The 14,709-nt window shown below is 60.8% G+C and carries 10 protein-coding genes; 9 read left to right on the plus strand and 1 reads right to left on the minus strand.

Going from position 1 to position 14,709, the window contains the following annotated elements:
• Positions 1–339: 339 nt before the first annotated feature.
• Positions 340–672, minus strand: coding sequence for a LysR family transcriptional regulator (locus B5F89_RS01755; RefSeq protein ID WP_087430065.1), 333 nt, complete (start codon positions 670–672; stop codon positions 340–342).
• Between the two features lie 182 nt (positions 673–854).
• On the opposite strand from B5F89_RS01755, the gene B5F89_RS01760 reads away from it, so the two are divergent.
• From B5F89_RS01760 to B5F89_RS01800, 9 genes are all read left to right on the plus strand, one after another.
• Entirely contained in the window at positions 855–2,369 is a 1,515-nt protein-coding gene (locus B5F89_RS01760; protein ID WP_087430066.1) for an IMP dehydrogenase, read from the plus strand.
• A gap of 227 nt (positions 2,370–2,596) precedes the next feature.
• Positions 2,597–4,363 carry a hypothetical protein gene (locus tag B5F89_RS01765; RefSeq protein ID WP_087430067.1) on the plus strand — a complete coding sequence of 589 codons (1,767 nt, stop codon included), beginning with the start codon at positions 2,597–2,599 and terminating at the stop codon, positions 4,361–4,363.
• A gap of 125 nt (positions 4,364–4,488) precedes the next feature.
• On the plus strand, positions 4,489–5,763 hold the full coding sequence (locus B5F89_RS10085; protein ID WP_204230547.1) for a YARHG domain-containing protein: 1,275 nt from the start codon (positions 4,489–4,491) through the stop codon (positions 5,761–5,763).
• 195 nt (positions 5,764–5,958) lie between these two features.
• Positions 5,959–8,541, plus strand: a complete 2,583-nt coding sequence (leuS, locus tag B5F89_RS01775; protein ID WP_087430068.1) for a leucine--tRNA ligase — start codon at positions 5,959–5,961, stop codon at positions 8,539–8,541.
• Between the two features lie 166 nt (positions 8,542–8,707).
• Positions 8,708–9,205 (plus strand): ribosome maturation factor RimP, encoded by a 498-nt coding sequence (rimP, locus tag B5F89_RS01780; RefSeq protein WP_087430069.1) that lies wholly within the window; start codon positions 8,708–8,710, stop codon positions 9,203–9,205.
• Between the two features lies 1 nt (position 9,206).
• Positions 9,207–10,463 carry a transcription termination factor NusA gene (gene nusA, locus B5F89_RS01785; protein ID WP_087430070.1) on the plus strand — a complete coding sequence of 419 codons (1,257 nt, stop codon included), beginning with the start codon at positions 9,207–9,209 and terminating at the stop codon, positions 10,461–10,463.
• A gap of 99 nt (positions 10,464–10,562) precedes the next feature.
• Entirely contained in the window at positions 10,563–13,238 is a 2,676-nt protein-coding gene (infB, locus tag B5F89_RS01790; protein WP_087430071.1) for a translation initiation factor IF-2, read from the plus strand.
• 15 nt (positions 13,239–13,253) lie between these two features.
• Positions 13,254–13,673, plus strand: coding sequence for a 30S ribosome-binding factor RbfA (gene rbfA, locus B5F89_RS01795; protein WP_087430072.1), 420 nt, complete (start codon positions 13,254–13,256; stop codon positions 13,671–13,673).
• Positions 13,663–14,706: a DHH family phosphoesterase gene (locus tag B5F89_RS01800; protein WP_204230548.1), complete on the plus strand. Its 1,044-nt coding sequence runs from the start codon at positions 13,663–13,665 to the stop codon at positions 14,704–14,706. Before rbfA ends, B5F89_RS01800 begins: the two co-directional genes overlap by 11 nt.
• Positions 14,707–14,709: the final 3 nt, after the last annotated feature.

Consider the following 14,709-nt stretch of genomic DNA (forward strand, 5'->3'; position numbering starts at 1 on the left):
ACCCGTGGCCATTAACTAGCTTGCTTAAGCGATCTTGCGTCCGTGATTGCCCGCGATCTCGCTAGAGCGCTCGGCTTCAAAACGAGGCTATTCGTTATGGTCTTCTCGAACATGAACCAGCTGTAATTGCGAATTGTCGATGCATCGTGGGTTAAACTTCGACAATTCGCGCCATTGCGTAGGTCGTGGGTAAGTTTGATACGTTTCTGGGCATCAAATTTGAATTGCGCCGCATAGGTGCCGCCGACAGCCTGGAAAAGCGCATGTCGCACGTAGCCAACGGGGCCCTCTTATCGCCGAGGTGGCAATTTGATGCCCATTTCCGCGATGAGCGGAGCATCAGAAGAACAATTCGGGCGTTCTGTGCGAAACAAGGGCGTCGATTTCCTCTTGGAGCGTCAGGTAGGCGTCCAACACGCGTCGCCCATCATCAGTCAACGTGGATCCCTTGGCGCCGTTGCGCTCAATAAGGGGGCAGCCCAGCTGGGCCTCGGCCTCGTTGACGATGCGCCATGCCTTGGAGTACGCCATGCCAAGTGCCTTTGCTGCGCGGTTGAGCGATTTCTCTCGGTCGATGCCCTCGAGGAGCTGGACGCAGCCCGGTCCAAACGCGCCAGGCAGGGTCTCGTCTTGCCCTTGGATAACCAATCGGGCATGTGCGCGAACCTCCATGTTTCCTCCAACGCGTTGACTTCGTGTTCTTGTGTCTTTGCACCTGATTGTATCAGCCTCGCATGCGCTACAATACCCCACCGAGAACCGCCTTGCCGGGCGGTTTGTCCACGCAATCGCGTCGGGCGCGCCGGAGCCGCTGAGCACGGGCGCAACGACGCCCTACATGAGAAGGAGTACCCATGGCAATGTTCTTCCCCGGCGAGTCGCATACGTTTTCCGAGTACCTGTTGGTGCCTGGCTACTCGTCTCATGAGCACATCCCGGCAAACGTCTCGCTGAAGACCCCGCTCGTGCGTTTCCGCCGCGGCGAGGAGTCGGCAATCTCCCTTAACATCCCCATGGTCTCCTCGATTATGCAGTCGGTTTCCGGCGAGCAGATGGGCATTGCGCTTGCTACCGAGGGCGGTATGGCCTTCATCTACGGCTCGCAGACGCCCGAGCAGGAGGCCGCCATGGTCAAGGCGGTCAAGGACTACAAGGCAGGTTTCGTTGTCTCCGATTCCACCCTTACGCCTGATATGACGATGGCAGAGGTCATGGATCTTAAGGAGAAGACCGGTCACTCCACCATGCCTGTCACCGCCGACGGTACCCCGCACGGCAAGCTTCTGGGTATCGTCACAAGCCGCGACTATCGTCCCAGCCGCGACGACCACAACGCCAAGGTCAAGACCTTCATGACCCCGCGCGAGAAACTCATCGTGGGCGATAAAGACATCACGCTCAAGCGCGCCAACGACGTCATCTGGGACAACAAGTTGAACGCCCTCCCCGTGGTCGATGACGATGACTGCCTCGTGGGCATCGTCTTCCGCAAGGACTACGATTCGCACAAGTCCAACCCCAACGAGATGCTCGACGCCAACAAGCGTTACATGGTCGGCGCTGGCATCAACACGCGCGACTACGCCGAGCGCGTGCCGCTGCTTATCGAGGCGGGCGCCGACGTGCTCTGCATCGACTCCTCCGAGGGCTTCAGCGAGTGGCAGAAGCTCACCATCGACTGGATCCGCGAGAACTATGGTGACTCTGTCAAGGTTGGTGCCGGCAACGTGGTCGACGCCGACGGCTTCCGCTTCCTCGCCGACTGCGGTGCCGACTTCATCAAGGTCGGTATCGGCGGTGGCTCCATCTGCATCACGCGTGAGACCAAGGGCATCGGCCGCGGTCAGGCCACGGCGCTTATCGACGTGTGCCGTGCGCGTGACGAGTATTTTGAGGAGACCGGCATCTACGTGCCCGTGTGCTCCGATGGTGGCATCGTTTACGACTACCACATGACGCTTGCGCTCGCCATGGGTGCCGACTTCATGATGCTCGGCCGTTACTTTGCCCGCTTTGACGAGAGCCCGACCTCTCGCGTCAACGTTAACGGCCAGTACATGAAGGAGTACTGGGGCGAGGGTTCCGCTCGTGCCCGCAACTGGCAGCGCTACGACCTCGGCGGTGCGAGCAAGCTCGCCTTCGAGGAGGGCGTCGACTCCTACGTTCCCTACGCGGGCTCGCTTAAGGAGGGCGTCAACGCTACGCTCTACAAGATCAAGTCCACGATGTGCAACTGCGGTGCTAAGAGCATCAAGGAGCTGCAGCAGAAGGCTCGCCTGACACTCGTCTCATCCACTTCCATTGTCGAGGGCGGTGCGCACGACGTCGTCGTGAAGGATCGCAACCACCAGACGGTGAGCTACCAGTAAGCTATAACCGTACGAGCCCTGTCATACGATGGCTTCCTTTGGGCCGGTGCGCATCAAGCGCGCCGGCCCTTTGCGTTATGTCTGCTGCGCAGCTTCGTTAAGATTCGCAAAAGTCGTCTAAGAGGGCCTTAGATTTCTCAAACGCCGAGGTGGATCTTTCAAGGTGAGCGCAAGATAGGGCCACACCCGCGCCGCCTTAGTGCGGCGTCTTGCGAAAGGAGCCCTACGTGTTGCGCCGGATTCACATCCTCACCGTTCTTCTTTTCTTCTTCCTTGTGAGCGGTATCACATCTCTCACTCCGGTGCGCGCGGAAGGACTGGGGGCGGAGAGCGCAGGGGTAGGCGCGGTTCTCGCCCCAATCGACCTCTCCCAGGAGGATGGGGTTGCGCAAGGCGAAGGTTGGCATTGGGATGGGACCTCGCGGGTGCTCTCTCTACACAACTGTGACCTGTGGTTTTCGGGAAGTGGATTTGTATTGCCCGAGAATAGCTCAATAGAGGTTGACGGTCCATGCACAATCGTGACCGGAGCGAGCGAGGATCCTTCGAGCGGCGAGCGCTCTGTCGCCTTTGACGCAAACTCCACCTACCAGGAGACCTCTACGCTCGACATCGGCCCTGCTAAGGGGGCAGCGACTGCGTCGCTCACGCTTGCCTCCAGCTGGCCGCCGGGCAAAACTCAGGTTAATTCATACGGGTCCATCTGCCACATGATGGGAGCCACCACCATTCATGACATCGCCATTACCCTCACCGGGCGCGAGGCCGCAATATTCTCCGATGCCAATCTGGTGTTTGAGAGAGCGTCGCTCACGGCAGGGGAGTCCGTTCTCAACGGATATTCCTTCGACGCTCCGCGCTGGTGGCTGCTGAGCACCTCTGGTTGGCTTTTGGTTCGAAACTCAACCTTTGCTATTCAGATGACCGACGGTATTGCTGCGCTGTATGCGACTGATTACTCTCCCTCAGACCTTGCGGGACAGATACTCATCCAGCAGTCTAAGGTGAATATCACAATCGATGATCCCCTCCCGCCTGAGGGAGATGCGTCGAGCGGGATGCTCTCTTTAAGAGGAACGAACGGGTTGCTCAGCGACGGTTCCTGCATATTCAGCGACAGCACCGTGAATATCGAGGTCTCCTCAGAGAACGGTGCGGTGCCACATGTCTATGCGGTCTGCAGTGCCGATCATACGGTATTCGATGCGAGCACGGTGCACCTCAACGCGAACGGAGGCAAGCAGGCGGCAGAGCTCCTGGCGGCAAAGGGAATTACGATGAACGATGATGTTCTTCGGCAGGGGACCGAGCGGGCTACGCCGACGGGGTCAATGATCTCAGAGGATGCTTCTGCTTCCGGGGCGGGTGGAACGAGCATAATCACTCCGCCTTCAGGAGATACCGCCGTTACGAACGTTACGGTGCAACGTATTCTGGCGAACAGGCTTACTGAGGATGAGTTTGAGGTCGAGCTTCCGAGCGATGCCACGCCACCCTCACAGGCCGACATCATGATTGAGCTAAGCGACCCTACATCAAAAGTCGAGAACCTTGAGAGCGATGATGAGGGTAGGGCCTGGACATTCGATGTTGTGGCCGAGAACGGTGATGTCGCGTATTACGGTCTCACGGTATCGTTTGCTAAGGGCGAGCTCGGTGAAGATGGAGGGTCGGGCGGATCCGGCGGCTCGGTTGACGACGATACTGCGCCGGATCCAAACGAGCCTATTGAAGAGCCAGGTGAAGATGCCGGTGAAGAGGCTGGTGAAGCTGGTTATGGTGATAACCTGACCCAACCGGACGGGGAAGTCAGCGCTTCTGGGACGCATGGGCGTGAGCAGGAAGCAGAGAGTGGTTCGGGGGTTTCCCACGCCGATGATCTTCCTGCTACCGGAGATGGGGAGGCCTGGCCGATTGCAATCGCGCTCATACTTTTTAGCGCAGGATTGGCAGTGATACCTGCGACAATTCGAAAGATCGGGAAGAAATGCTGAGCTGGACTCCTCTGTTGTGTTCAACCTATTGTTCAAACACAAAAATGACGAGCAAATCCACATCAATTCCACGTATACTCATGAAATACGGGTTTTGTCCCTGAGTTGCGGGAAGGATGATGGGCGTGGACCACGAGGGGCAGAAAGATCCTAAGGACCTTGATGTTGCCGAGCTCGAGGATGCCGGTTCCCTTCCAGTTGATTCTGATGACGACCACGTGAATGAGCAACCCGAGCCTTTACGGAAAGCAGAATCGTCTGAAAGCGATGGCGATGAGACGCCTTCTGATGACGAAGGCTCTCACGATGGCACTGGTCCATCTGGCGATGGGGAGGCTCTCGATAAGGAGGAAGCCGAGGATAAGGCCGCCTCTCTTGAAGACGAGCTTGCTGCTACCTCTAAAGAGCCGATCGCTGACCATTCAGAAGATCCGATCGCTGACAGCGGGGAGTTTGCGGATGCTTCTGAGCAGAGCGGGCAGGACGAGGCCGGCTCTGATAGTGAGGAGGTCGCGCCGCAGGGGTCGGTTGTGGAACAAGCAAAGGCCTCCGCATCGGCTGTCTTTGAAAAGAGTAAAGTTGCTTTGAGACGCACGCGCGTTTGGTGCTCTGGACATCAGGGGGCTTCCGTTGCGATTGGGACCTGCGTTGCCCTTGTGATAATCACTGGCGGTTTCGCAATCGGTGCGAGTGCCGTTGTTGCCCACATTGATGCGGATATTGCTGCTCGCGCCGAGGAGCGTCTCGCAGATGAGGAGCGCGGCCGAATCGAGCAGCTTCCTCGCATTTCGATGCAGTTCCTTTCCCTTTCCGATGGTTCGTTCCCTGAGGTCTCTGCCAATCTTGCCCTTTCAATGCCCGATGGGTCTCCGCTTCCGGAGCTTTCTGCCGATAGCGTTTCGGTTGTGGAACGTGATGCCGAGGACGGTGAGGCAGATGTTGCTATCTCAGGTTTTACGTTCGACCCTTCGACTGGCTCATGTCAGCTTGTGTACTCTGCCAATACCGATACCGTAACAGCTGACCGCACGGTTCGCATCGATCTTAAGAAGTCGAGCGGATATTCTGGCGGAGCTTCCATGTCTTATCACGCACTCATTCCTTCTGAGGGAGAGGTGGCGCAGGACTCGGGTGAGTGGATGCTGCCCGATAGTGACACTCATCGGTATACTGCTGCAGAGCTTTCTGGCTACTCCAAGGATGATTTGTTCATAGCCCGTAATGAGATTTTCGCTCGGCATGGGCGCATGTTCGGTGACTCCTATCTACAGCGGTACTTTGAGGGGAAATCTTGGTATGAGCCTCGGTATTCGGCCGAGGAGTTTGACAGCATGCGCACACCGCTGAACGAGATAGAGATAGCTAACGTCAATACCATTCTCTCGGTTGAGCGCGGCTAAGGGCGCTTTTCGTTTCCCTGTGCCTTTTAGGGCGCTATGAGCAATTGATTTGCTAGAATCAGGAACGTTACCGCTTGTGCGTGGGGCGTTGTTTCATTGTTCTTGATTGTCTTGAACAATGGTTGCGCTGCCAGCTGATTTTTCAGGCTAGGCGAGATTCTCGCTGCCCACGCAGATAGATAAAGGAGCAAGCACATGTGTGACTGTGCCGACCACAAGCACGAGCCCGGTGAGATCCCCGCCTACGATGCGCAGGCCATCGAGGCAAAATGGATGCGCGCCTGGGATGAGGCAAATCTCTTTGCCGTGGACACCGACCCCTCCAAGCCCAAGAAGTACGTTCTCGAGATGTTCCCGTACCCCTCGGGCGACCTGCATATGGGACATGCCCGCAACTACACCATCGGTGACGCCATGGCGCGTCAAGCGCGCATGCGCGGTTTTGACGTGCTGCATCCCATTGGCTTCGACGCCTTCGGTCTTCCGGCGGAGAACGCCGCCATCAAGCACAACACGCAGGCTGCCGAATGGACCTACAAGAACATGGACCAGGCGCTTGCGACCATGAAGCGCATGGGCTTCTCCTACGACATGGACCGCTTGGTCAAGACGTGCGATGCCGATTATTACCGTTGGGGTCAGTGGATTTTCGAGAAGCTCTGGGAGCGCGGTCTTGTTTACCGCAAGAAGAGCCCGGTCAATTGGTGCCCAACGTGCAAGACCGTTCTTGCCAACGAGCAGGTGACCGAGGGCAAGTGCTGGCGCTGCGGTTCTGAGCCCGAGAAGCGCGATCTTGAGCAGTGGTACTTCAAGATCACCGACTATGCCCAGGAGCTGCTCGATGACCTTGAGAAGCTCCCCGGCTGGCCCGAGCGCGTGAAGCAGATGCAGGCGAACTGGATCGGTCGCTCTGAGGGTGCCGAGATTGACTTTACGCTGTGCGATGCTGAGGGCGGGCCCACTGACACTAAGATCACCGTCTTTACCACGCGTGCGGACACGCTCTTTGGTTGCACCTTCTTCTTGCTTGCGCCTGAGTACGAGGGGCTTATCGACCTCGTCGCCGGTACGGAGTGGGAGGCGGACGTGCGCGCGGTCATCGCGGGTGCAGAGAAGGTCTCTGCCGTCGAGCGCGCGCAGGGCAACCTCGAGAAGCACGGTGCCTTCACCGGCCGGTATGTAGTGAACCCCGTCAACGGCGAGAAAGTGCCCGTCTGGGTTGCTGACTACGTGGTTTCCGATTACGGTACGGGCGCCGTTATGGCCGTTCCCTGTGGCGACCAGCGCGACTTTGAGTTCGCTCGTAAGTACAACCTTCCTATCGTCCCCATCATCCTTATGGATGACGAGCGCGCCGCTCTCGAGGAAGCGGGGGAGTCCATCGACACCTATCATGCCGAGACCGTCGACTGGAACGAGGCGCACATTGCCGAGGGAACGCTCGTGCAGTCCGGCAAGTACACCGGCATGCGCGGCGGCAAGCACTCCGAGGGCGAGGCTGCCATCGTCGCCGACCTCGAGGCCGCCGGCGCCGGGCGCCGCAGCGTACAGTTCCGTCTGCGCGACTGGCTCATCTCACGCCAGCGCTATTGGGGCAACCCCATTCCCGCCGTGCACTGCGAGCACTGCGGCATCGTGCCCGTCCCCGAGGACCAGCTGCCGGTCACACTCCCGCAGAACCTCGACCTCGGCGCGGGCGAGACGCTTGCAGAGTGCCGCGAGTTCTATGAGACGACGTGCCCTGTCTGCGGTCGCCCCGCTCGCCGCGAGACAGACACCATGGACACCTTTACGTGCTCCAGCTGGTACTATCTGCGCTATTGCGATCCGCACAACGAGAATCTGCCGTTCAGCCGCGAGGCGGCGGACCGCTGGATGCCCGTCGACAACTACATCGGCGGCATCGAGCACGCTATTCTTCACCTGCTCTATTCGCGCTTCTTCACTAAGGCGCTTCGTGACCTCGGTCTTCTGGATGTAGATGAGCCCTTCACGAACCTGCTCTGCCAGGGCATGGTGAAGGACGAGAACGGTGACACCATGTCTAAGTCCAAGGGCAACGTCGTTCCGCCGAGCTCGGTAATCGAGCCCTTCGGTGCGGACACGATGCGCCTGGCGATCCTCTTCATCGCCCCGCCCGAGAAGGACTTTGACTGGGATGAGGACGCCGTCGCCGGTGCCAACCGATTCATCCGCCGTGCTTGGCGCATCGTCTGGCAGCTTGCGAACTCCGGTAGCGCAGAGTCCGTCCTTACCAAGGGCGCGCTCGGTGAGGATGCGAAGAAGCTCTACCGCGAGCGTCACCGTACCCTTGCCAAGTGCACCGAGGATTTTGACCGTCAGCAGTTCAACACAGCCATCTCCGCTGTCATGGAGCTTGTGAACGCTGCGAGCACCTACCTGAACGCCACAGAGTCCGATCCCACCGCGCGTGATGCGGCCCTCTGCCGTCTTGTTGCGACCGATATTGTGAGCGCGCTTGCTCCTATCTGCCCCTTCTGGGCGGACGAGCTTTGGCATGAGGCCCTCGGCAACGAGGGGAGCGTCTACACCGCCCCGTGGCCCGAGTTTGACCTCGCAGAGGCTGCGAGCGACACGGTTGAGATCGCGGTGCAGGTGCTTGGCAAGGTTCGCGGTCGCATCCAGGTGCCCGTCAGCGCTACGAAAGACGACATCGAGCGTGCCGCGCTCGAGGCAGTGGAGAAGTGGGTCGAGGGCAAGACGGTCGCCAAGATCATCGTTGTCCCCGGCAAACTGGTGAACATCGTCACCAAGTAGGCGGATACTCAATTTGCCGTTGCCCCAGCGTGTGGGAATCGTGGAGAAATCTGCGGTTTTACACCTGGTTGAGCTTGTGATAAGCTCTGTAGCTGGTAATTGATGTTGTAGTTGAGAAGGGAGCGGGGCTTCGGCCCTGTTCCCTTCTTGTATGAGGAGGTGCCTTTTGGTCAAGAGCGCGACTGAGCAGCGCATCATCGATGCGCTCGAGGACGTTGCCGCAGAGCACGGGGTCGACATCGTCGATGTCGAGCTTGCCGGCGCTACCAAAGCGCCCTGCGTGCGCGTGCGTCTTGAGGGGGCTAGTGGTGAGTCCCTCTCGCTTGACGATATTGCCGCTCACACCAAGTGGGTGGGCGACGTTGTCGAGGCCATCGACCCGGTGAGCAGCAGCTACACGCTCGAGGTCTCGAGCCCCGGTATGGCGCGCCCGCTGCGCCGCCCGAGCGACTTCATCCGCTTTGTCGGCAGCGACGTTGAGCTCCAGACCACGGCGACCGAGGGTCGTCGCAAGTTCAAGGGCCGCATCGACGCTGCAGATGAAAGCGCCGTGACGCTTGCGCTCGAGGACGGCGAGTCCGTCAGCATCTCCTATGACGAGGTTAAGAAGTGCACCTTAAAGCCGGTCTACGACTTCAAGGGCAAGAAGGAAGGGAAGAACTAACATGGCATCCCAGATGATGGAAGCGCTCATGGAGCTCTGCCAGGAGAAGCACATCGACCAGCTTTACCTGATCGACCGCCTGGAGGAGTCGCTCGCTAAGAGCTATACCGACATCCTGCACCTGCCGTTTGGCGCCGAGGTCACCATCGACCGCGCTACCGGCAAGGTCTACGTTTACGAGCTCGTGCCCGTCGAGAGCTCCTATAACGAGGAGACCGACGAGTACGCCGAGTTTGAGAAGCGCGACGTTACGCCCAAGGACACGAGCCGCATCGCCGCCAAGCACGCCAAGGACGAGATCAACGCCATCGTGCGCAACTCCGCGCGCGAGCAGATCTATGAGGAGTTCTCCGACCGCATAGGCGACATCATCACCGGTACTGTGCTGCAGTCCACGCCCGACTTCACCATCGTGAAGATTCGCGAGGGTGTTGAGGCGGAGCTGCCGCACTTTGACCAGCGCCGCTACCACGATGAGGACGGCAACCCCACCGAGCGCAACGAGCGCCCGGCGGGCGAGCGCTATCTGCACAACCAGCGCATCAAGGCCGTTATCATCGACGTGCGCGATCCCAACAACACCGTGGCGCCGGTTCGTGGCGAGCACTCCCGTCCGCCCATCGTCATCTCACGCACGCACCCCATGCTCATCCGTCGTCTCTTTGAGAACGAGGTGCCTGAGGTCTACGAGGGCACCGTCGAGGTCATGAGCGTCGCCCGCGAGCCCGGCCAGCGCTCCAAGGTGGCTGTCCGCTCGCTTGATTCCCGCCTCGACCCGGTGGGCGCCTGCGTTGGCCCCAAGGGCAGCCGCGTGCGCGCCGTCGTCTCCGAGCTGCGCGGTGAGCGTGTCGACGTCATCCTTTGGGACGGCGATCCTGCGCGCTACGTTGCTAACGCCCTTTCGCCTGCGAAGGTCACTCGCGTCCTCATTGACGAGGAGAAGAATTACGCTGGCGTGATTGTTCCCGATGATCAGCTGTCGCTCGCCATCGGCAAGGAGGGTCAGAACGCCCGCCTCGCCGCGCGCCTGACCGGCTGGCACATCGACATCAAGAGCGAGACGCTCGCCGCCGACATCCTGCGGAACATCCCCGCGCGTCCGGAGCCGGAGGAGGACCTCCTTGACGACGCTGAGCCCGCGCGCTGCCAGTATGTGAGCGAGGACGGCATCCGCTGCCGCAACCAGGCTCGACCCGGCTCCCGCTTCTGCGGAGTTCACGAGCAGGACGCTATCGACGCTGCGGAGGACCTGATCTAGCGCGCGATGCGGCTCCGGCGCCTTCGCGTCGACCGCTGCCCCGCGTTTGATTGGTTTTCGCTGTGGTGCGCCCGTGCGCACGAGAGGTAGGTGAAGGGTATGGCTAAGATTCGCGTCTCAAGCCTCGCCAAAGAATTTGGAATGACCTCCAAGGAGCTGCTCGGCTACCTTGAAGATATGAAGATCCCGGCCAAGACCCCGTCTTCGGCCCTGGAGGATGCGTACGTCTCCATGGTGCGCAAGAAGCTTGCGCCCGTGCTCGAGGCGCGCGCTGCCGAGATTGAGGCTGCGCGCAAGGCCGAGGAGGAGGCCGCCGAGGCTGAGGAGCGCGAGCGCCTCGCCAAGGAGGAGGAGGCCCGTCTGGCCGCCGAGGCGCGCCGCGAGGAGGAGCGCCGTCTCTCTCTTGCCGCTGCCGCCGCGGAGGAGGCCGCGCGTGCCGCCGCCGCTGCTGCTGAGAAGGAGGCTCGCGAGCGTGCCGAGCGCGAGGCGCGCGAGGCAGAGCTTGAGGCCAAGCGTCGCGCGGTCCCGGCGAGTGACTCCGGCCAGCGCTTCCGCTCGCTTCTTGACCAGATCGCTGCTCAGGAGGAGGTCCTGAAGGAGCGCAAGGAGACGGAGAGCGCCAAGAAGGCCGACGATGCCGAGCGCGGTGGTCGCCGTGGCGAGCGTCGCGGTGCCAAGCGCGATAGTGCGCCGCGTGACGCCGCTCCGACCGCGCACCGTCGCAATGCGTCTGCTCCCTCTGTTCCCGCTGGCATGGACGTTCCCTCGCCGGATAAGGCGGGTAAGGGCAAGCGTCGCCGCGGTGGCCATGTTGCCGAGGAGGACCGCTACAGCCGTATGGCGCGTGAGGCTGAGGAGTACAGCCGCGAGCGCGTGCTTGAGGAGGCCCGCGCCGCTGTCGAGGAGGCTTCCCGCGAGTCCACCGGTCGCCGTAAGAAGCGCAAGGAGAAGCGTGAGCGCGAGGCCGCCCGCGCTGCTGAGGAGCAGAAGATCGAGCAGGCAAAGGCTCAGGGCATCTCTGTTGAGGAGCTCGACGCCGTGCGCGTCTCTGAGGGCGTGACGGTCGCGGAGCTTGCCGAGGCCCTTGATGTTCCGGCCAACGACATCATCAAGCGTCTGTTCCTGCTCGGTACGCCGCTCACGATGACCCAGTCCATGTCCAACGACCTTGTTGAACTCGTTGCCGACGACCTTGGCCGTCAGATCAAGATTATCAGCCCGGAGGAGGAGAACTCCTTCACGTTCTACGATGATCCGGCGGACCTCAAGCCGCGTCCGCCCGTGGTCACCGTCATGGGCCACGTCGACCACGGTAAGACGAGCCTTCTCGACGCCATCCGCCATACTGGCGTTGCCGCGCATGAGGCGGGCGGCATCACCCAGCACATCGGCGCTTCTGAGATCATGATCGGCGGCCGTCAGATTACCTTCGTCGACACCCCGGGTCACGAGGCGTTTACCGCCATGCGTGCCCGCGGTGCTAAGGTGACCGACGTCGTCGTGCTCGTGGTCGCTGCCGACGACGGTGTCATGCCGCAGACGGTCGAGGCCATCAACCACTCCAAGGCTGCCGGTGTCCCCATTGTCGTTGCCGTCAACAAGTGCGATAAGCCCGACGCCAACCCTGACCGCGTGCGTCAGGAGCTCGTCGAGCATGGTGTCATCCCCGAGGAGTGGGGTGGCCAGAACATGTTCGTGAACGTCTCCGCCAAGACGCGCGAGGGTATTGATGACCTGCTTGAGACGATTTTGCTTCAGGCTGATGTTCTCGAGCTCAAGGCCAACCCGGATACGTTTGCCTCCGGCTATATCCTCGAGGGCAAGCTCGATCGCGGCCGCGGCCCGGTTGCGACGGTCATCGTCAACCGCGGCACGCTCCATGTGGGCGATGCCATTGTCGCCGGCATGTGCTTCGGCCGCGTCCGCGCCATGCTCGACCAACACGGTCAGAACAAAGACGAGGCGCGTCCTTCCGACGCCGTCGAGATCCTCGGCCTCGACTCTGTGCCCGTTGCCGGTGACGAGTTCCGCGTCTTTGAGGACGAGCGCGACGCCAAGAAGCTTGCTGACGAGCGCTCCCTCAAGGCCCGCATCGAAGAGCAGAACAAGGTCAAGCACGTCACGCTCGAGACGCTGTTCGACGAGATGAACCAGGGCGAGCTCAAGGAGCTTAACCTCGTCGTCAAGGCAGACGTCCAGGGCTCCATCGAGGCGCTCGCCGATGCGCTCGGCAAGATGGACCAGTCCGAGGTGCGCATCAACATCATCCACTCCGCCGTCGGCGCCATCTCCGAGACCGACGTCATCCTCGCCGCGGCCTCGAACGCGATCATCGTCGGCTTTGGCGTGCGTCCGCAGGCAAAGGCCCGCGACCTCGCCGAGCGCGAGAACGTGCAGATCAAGACCTACTCGATCATCTACAAGGCGATCGAGGACATCGATGCCGCGCGTATCGGTATGCTCAAGCCCACCGAGGAAGAGGTCCGTACGGGCGAGGCCGAGGTCCGCGAGACCTTCCGCGTTCCCAAGGCCGGCCTCATCGCGGGCTGCATGGTCACCGAAGGCGAGATCAGTCGCGACGACAAGGTGCGCGTCGTGCGCGACGGCGTTGTGGTCTTCGATGGTGTCTTTGGTTCCATGCGCCGTTTCAAGGACGACGTCAAGACCGTCAAGTCCGGCTACGAGTGCGGTTTGGGTATCGAGAAGTTCCAGGACATCAAGGTGGGCGACGTTCTCGAGGCTTACAAGGTCGTCGAGGTTGCCCGCACCGAGTAGGGGAGGCGACTGGACGTGAAGCAGAACAGCTTGACACGGCGCCTCTCCGCACAGCTGCGTGAGAAGCTCGGTTACATCCTGCTCTTCGAGATCTCCGACCCGCGGCTCGACCTCATTACTCTGACCGGCGTCGAGGTTGCCCAGGATCGCTCGTTCGCGCGCATCTTCGTATCCTGCGAAGGTGAGCGCTACGAGGAGGTCATGGAGGCGCTCGACGCCGCCCGCGGGCGCATCAGGAGCCTGCTCGCGCGCTCACTTGATTGGCGCGTGACGCCGGAGCTTGAGTTTCGTATCGACCGCTCTACTGACGAGGCGGAGCGTATCGCACGTGCGCTTGAGAACGTGCCCGAGACGCTCGCCGTCGAGAAGGATGAGGAGGGCTATCCCATTGAGCCCGATACATCCGACGTTGAGGAGGACGATGATGCTCGCTGAACCTCCGCGTGAGGACGCGTGCGACCTTAGTGAGCCGTTTTCTCGTATCGCCGAGCTTATTGACGGCTCTCATACCATTGCGATCTCGGGGCACACCTCGCCTGACGGTGATGCCCTGGGGTCGGTCTTGGGTTTAGGCCTTGCGTTGCGTTCGCGCTATCCCGAGAAGGAGATTGCTTTCCTTCTGGCGGATGACGCGCCCGTCCCTCGTATCTATCGGTTCCTCTCGGGCGCAGACGAGCTCAAGAGCGCCGTGTCCTATACGGTCGACCCCGACCTCTTTATTGCGGTTGACTGCCCGGTGCTGGACCGCTTGGCCGATGCCGCGGCGGTCGCCCAGCGCGCACATCATGTTGTTGCGTTCGACCATCATCCGTGCCGTCATGAATTTGCCGAGGTGGTGGCTAGGCACGTTAAGTGCGCAGCGACAGCGGTGCTAATCGATAAGTTCCTGGCCTTCTGCCAGATCGAGGTCGACCCCGGTATGGCGACCGCGCTTCTATGCGGTATCGTCACCGACACGGGGCGCTTCCAGTACCAGAACGCCGACCCTGTGGCATTTGCCGTTGCGGCGCACCTTGTTTCGTGCGGGGCGGATCCCGCCAAGATCTCGCTCGAGGTCTACCAGAGCCAGCGCATCGAATACCTCCGCCTTGAATCGCTCGTGATGGGGCGCATCAAAACGGTTGCAGACGGGCGTGTTGCCTACAGTTACGCGCGCGTGGAGGATATTGCGCGGCGCCGCGTGAGCCAAGACGAGTGCGACGGCCTCGTTGACGTTGTGCGCTCCGTACAAGGTGTTGAGGTGTGCCTGTTTCTGAAGGAGTTCGAACCCGGTCGCATCCGTGGCAACCTTCGCTCTAAGGGGGACATAGACGTCTCCGGTGTCGCCGCCAGTTTTGGCGGGGGAGGACATGTCGCTGCCGCCGGGTTTACCTTTGAGGGCAGCGTGGAGGACGCGCTCAGCGTGGCTCTTCCCCAACTTGCCGCGCTCGTAGGCGTGGACCCTTCGTCTATCCAGATCAAGCTCTAAGGT

Origin of the sequence: Collinsella sp. An307 (assembly GCF_002161805.1) — a bacterium.
Lineage (GTDB): Bacteria > Actinomycetota > Coriobacteriia > Coriobacteriales > Coriobacteriaceae > Coprousia.

Bases quoted from the DNA above. Each gene is read 5' to 3' on its own strand.
- B5F89_RS01755 (WP_087430065.1), bottom strand. From the start codon at position 672: ATGGAGGTTCGCGCACATGCCCGATTGGTTATCCAAGGGCAAGACGAG.
- B5F89_RS01760 (WP_087430066.1), top strand. From the start codon at position 855: ATGGCAATGTTCTTCCCCGGCGAGTCGCATACGTTTTCCGAGTACCTG.
- leuS (WP_087430068.1), top strand. From the start codon at position 5,959: ATGTGTGACTGTGCCGACCACAAGCACGAGCCCGGTGAGATCCCCGCC.
- nusA (WP_087430070.1), top strand. From the start codon at position 9,207: ATGGCATCCCAGATGATGGAAGCGCTCATGGAGCTCTGCCAGGAGAAG.
- infB (WP_087430071.1), top strand. From the start codon at position 10,563: ATGGCTAAGATTCGCGTCTCAAGCCTCGCCAAAGAATTTGGAATGACC.
- B5F89_RS01800 (WP_204230548.1), top strand. From the start codon at position 13,663: ATGCTCGCTGAACCTCCGCGTGAGGACGCGTGCGACCTTAGTGAGCCG.